The organism is Rhizobacter sp. P1_G5 (assembly GCF_056405435.1).
Genome location: NZ_JBFUCB010000556.1, coordinates 1 through 4,112, shown reverse-complemented (window position 1 = coordinate 4,112; position 4,112 = coordinate 1). Strand labels below are relative to the sequence as shown.

The 4,112-nt window shown below is 72.2% G+C and carries 4 protein-coding genes; all 4 read right to left on the bottom strand.

The annotated features are described in order from the left end of the window. Positions 1-118 precede the first annotated feature (118 nt). Positions 119-1,186, bottom strand: coding sequence for a TAXI family TRAP transporter solute-binding subunit (locus tag AC1D12_RS26810; protein ID WP_477844048.1), 1,068 nt, complete (start codon positions 1,184-1,186; stop codon positions 119-121). A gap of 29 nt (positions 1,187-1,215) precedes the next feature. Next, positions 1,216-1,773 carry a hypothetical protein gene (locus AC1D12_RS26805; protein WP_477844046.1) on the bottom strand — a complete coding sequence of 186 codons (558 nt, stop codon included), beginning with the start codon at positions 1,771-1,773 and terminating at the stop codon, positions 1,216-1,218. Beyond that, positions 1,770-3,707 carry a SulP family inorganic anion transporter gene (locus AC1D12_RS26800; RefSeq protein ID WP_477844044.1) on the bottom strand — a complete coding sequence of 646 codons (1,938 nt, stop codon included), beginning with the start codon at positions 3,705-3,707 and terminating at the stop codon, positions 1,770-1,772. The genes AC1D12_RS26805 and AC1D12_RS26800 overlap by 4 nt, the downstream gene beginning before the upstream one ends. A gap of 38 nt (positions 3,708-3,745) precedes the next feature. Beyond that, positions 3,746-4,112, bottom strand: a 367-nt coding sequence (locus AC1D12_RS26795) for a winged helix-turn-helix domain-containing protein (protein ID WP_477844042.1), incomplete at its 5' end; no start/stop codon positions are given.

The window sequence follows — 4,112 nt, the reverse complement described above, 5'->3', positions numbered from 1 at the left end:
GGCGCGGCCCGATCGGTGGCCGGGCACCGGGTCCCGGCCCCGGCGTGATCCCGGGGCCAACCGGGTTCGACCGCGCCGGCAGCAGCGGTCCCTTGGCACCCGGGATCGACATGGCCGTTCAGCGCGACGCCACGCGGCACAGGCCCAGTACCTCGCGGCTCTGCGAGCAGCTCGATGCGGCCGGTGCCTTGGTGGCAGACGCCACCGCGCCATGGTCCGGCTCGGCCTCGCTGTCGCAGTGCGACAGCACCTTCTGCGTCGGCGCGTAGTACGTCCAGCCCTTCGGCAGCTGCGGCGGCGCGAGGCTCACCTCCTGCCATTTCGCATGGCCGTCGCTCTTCAGCTTTTCGAAGTTGCTGCACATCGATTTCGCGAAGCGCGTCAGCGAGCTGCGCACCTCCGGCGACTGGTAGTCGTAGGTCACCAGCATCGACTTGACCGACAGCGAGGTCACGTCCTGCGTCAGCCAGTTCGGGTAGCTGGTGCTGCGGATCTGCGCCGGCACGTAGGTGCCGTCCAGCGCCTGCGTCTCGGGCGCCGCGCGGTCGAGCGTCAGCAGCTTGATGTACTGGCGCGCCTCCGACTTCATGTCGGCGAACAGCTTGGCCGGCTGCCCGGCGACGATCACGACCACGTCGATCGACTTGTCGGTCGCGAGCTTCACCAGCGCCTCCTCGTTCGACAGGAAGCTGGTGTTCTGCTCCAGCATCGGGCTGCCGAACATCGCGCGGTACAGCGTGGTCGCGGTCAGCGCCGTGCCGCTGCCGACCGGGCCGACGTTGATGCGCTTGTCGCGCAGCTCGTGGATCGAGCGCAGCGGCGAATCGGCGCGTGCGACGAAGTAGATCTCCTCGTCGTACAGCGGCATCACCACGCGCAGCGGCTTGATCAGCCGGGCCGCCTCGGCATCGCCGGCGTTCGCCTGGTCGAGGTAGGCGCGGTACACGTCGGATTGCACCAGCGCGAGCCGCACGCCGGGCTCCGAGCGCAGCCGGCGCACGTTCTCGGCCGAGCCCTTGGACGGCAGCAMCTCCAGCGGCAGGCCGGCGGGCTTGCCGATGAAGCGCGACAGGTCGCGGCCGATCTCGATGTAGGTGCCGCGGTCGGAGCCGGTGACGATGCGGTCGCCGGCATGGGCGCCCAGCGAAGCGAGGCACAAGGCCGCAGTGAGAAGAAGTTGGCGCATGGATTTCTCCGGTGGACGGTGAACGGCGCTCAAGGCGTCGGGAGCTCGCACAGGCCCAGGGCCCGGCGCGCAGGGGGACAGGAATCGGTGGCAGCGGCGGCGGCCGCGGGCGGCTGCAGCAGCGCGACGGTCGCGGCCAGAGCCGGGGCCGGGACCACCGCCGGGGCCGATGCCGCGACGGCGATCGACACCACCGGTGCCACCGGCACGATGGTCGCGACCTCCGGCCCCTTCGGCAGCACCGGACGCGAACCGCTGAACGACATCGCGAAGGAGGCCGCACCGGCCACCAGCCCGCCGCCCACCAGCCACGGCAGCAGCCGGCCGATCGAGCGTGYCGGCCGCAGCGCCGCGGTGCGCGACACCGCCGCATCGCGGCGCGGCGGGGCCGCCAGCGCGGCGATCTCTTCGGGCTTCAGCATCTGCAGCGTCGGCACGAAATCCGTGCGCTCGCCTTCGGCGGCCCCGTTCACCTGGGGCACCTTTGCCAGGGCCAGGTCGCGCTCGAGCTGCGCATCGAGCCGCGCCAGCATCGAGACGAAGGCGTCGCGCTCGCGCGTGCCGGCTTGCATCGCGGCGCCGCTCATGATGCGCTCCGCACGATGCTGACGCGCTTCATGCCGGCCAGGAAGGCCTCGCGTGCGCGGCTCTCGTCGAGCTGCCCGGCCAGCGCGTTGCAGAACTGGTCGCGATTGGTGACGACCGAGGCCGCACGGCGCACCAGCACCTCGGCGATCGGCCCGATGTGCTCGGCCAGCAGCCGTGTCGCGTGCTCGATGACCGCCTGCGGCACGGTCTGCGCTTCGCGCCGCGCCCGCTCCACCTCGAGGTCGCGCAGGCCCTGCGCATCGGTGCAGTAGTTCACTGCATCGCCGATGTGGCCGAACACCAGGCACGGGCGCAGCGGCGATTCCATCTCGGCGATGCGCTCGCCGCCGACCACCAGCAGCTGGCGATCGTCGCGCTGCATCACCGCGGCGCAGCGCGACAGCGCCTTCGCCGCGGTCAGGTCAAGGCCGCCGCTGCGCGTCAGGTCGAGCACCACCTGGCGCGAGCCGATGCTCACGCGCTCCACCGCATGCACCGCGGCCTCGACGGTCGCGAAGAACAGCGGCTGGCCGATCTCGATCACCGGCACGTCGCGCGAACTCGTCTGGCCCATCGGCACGCCGACGATGGTCGGGGCCATCGCATCGGTCGCGTTGTATTCGCGGCGCACCAGGCTGTCGCGCATCTGCACGAAGGCCAGCACCGAGGCCGCGACCACGCCGGCCGCCACCGCCACCAGGATGTCGGCCGACAGCATCAGCACGCACACGATCAGCACCACCGCCAGTTCGCCGCGCATGCCGCGCCGGTCGGCCTGCCATTGCGCCAGCAGCTCGCGCACCGGCGGCACGGCGATCTCGCCGGCCACGCACAGCATCAGCGCCGCCACCACCGCCAGCGGCACCTTGACGATGACCGAAGCGAACACCAGCGTGCCCAGGCCCACCAGCATCGCCGAGGCGAACGCGGCGCTGCGCGAGGTGGCGCCGGCCTGCATGTGCACCGACGAGGTCGAGGTGCCACCGGCCACCGGCAGCCCGCCGGCCAGCAGCGAGACCAGCGAACCGAGGGCGCCGGCCATCAGCGCGCGGTTGGCGTCGAAGCGCTGCGTGCCGAGGTCTTCGATCTGCATCGCCGAAGTCAGCGTCTCGACCGAGTTGACGAGCGCGATCACCGCGGCGAAGGCCAACACGTCGATCCAGCGGCCGGGCGGCCAGCCTTCGAGGAACTGCCCGACGAGACGCGACACCGGCAGCAGCGGGCCGCCGGCCAGGTCGATGGACGGCAGGTGCGGCAGCGCACCGGGTGCGCCGAGATCGACCACCAGCGCGACCAGCAGGCCGGCCGACAGCCCCGCGAGCATCGCGCCGCCGGTACCGTAGCGGGCCCGCAGCAATGCGAACACGCCGAAGGTGCCGATGGCGGTGCACAGCGGTGCCCACGGGCGCAGGCGGTCCGGCGCGGCCACCAGGTCGGGCAGCTCGGACCAGATCAGCCGCAGCGCCAGCGCGATCACGAGGCCTGCCGTCACCGAGGTCGGGATCAAGCGGATCAGGCCGCCGAGCTTCAGCGCCGCGAAGGCCAGCTGCAGCAGCATCGCGAGGAACAGGCACAGCGACAGCAGTGCGAGCACCTGCGGCAGCTTGACGCCGTCGCCGGCACTGAACGACGCAGCGGCCGCCGCGATCACGACCGCGACCGAGGCGCGCGGCGAGAAGATCTGCGTCGGCACCGAGCCGAACGCGCTCGCGACGAGGGCGCCGAGCGAGGCGGCGATCAGCCCCGACAGCACCATCGCCGACACCACGCCCGGCCCCATCGACGAGATCGATCCGGCCGCCACCGCGCCATACGACACGGTGGTGATCAGCGACAACAGCGCGGACAGCGAGGCCCCTCGCACGTCGCCCCAGGGCAGCGGGACGCGGTCGGGACGCAGGCCGTCGAAGGTGGAGTGGGTGGTGGAGCGCATGGTGGTGGTGGGCGGTGGAGGGTTCAGGCGTGGAGGATTCAGGCGTGGAGCCCGGCCTGCGCCGCCAGGCCGGGAGCGGCCGTGGGCGCAGAGGAAGGTCCGGAGGAGGTGCGCGGCACGGCGGCCGCATCGATGCGGTAGCCGCTGCCGTAGACGCCGCGCAGCGCGAGCGCCTCGCCGGCGCAGCGCTTGAGCTTGCGGCGCAACTGATAGATGTGCTGCTCGATCGAGCGGCCGGTGATGCCGGCATCGGTGCCCCAGACGTCCTGCGCGAGGCGGGCCCGGGTCACCAACTGGCCGGCGTTCTCGAACAGCAGCTGGGCGAGCGCGAGTTCGCGGGCCGTCAGGCCGACGCGCTGCGAGCGCGAGACGATGGCGCTGGCGCCGCGGTCGATGCTGCAGCCG

Bases quoted from the DNA above. Each gene is read 5' to 3' on its own strand.
- AC1D12_RS26800 (WP_477844044.1), bottom strand. From the start codon at position 3,707: ATGCGCTCCACCACCCACTCCACCTTCGACGGCCTGCGTCCCGACCGC.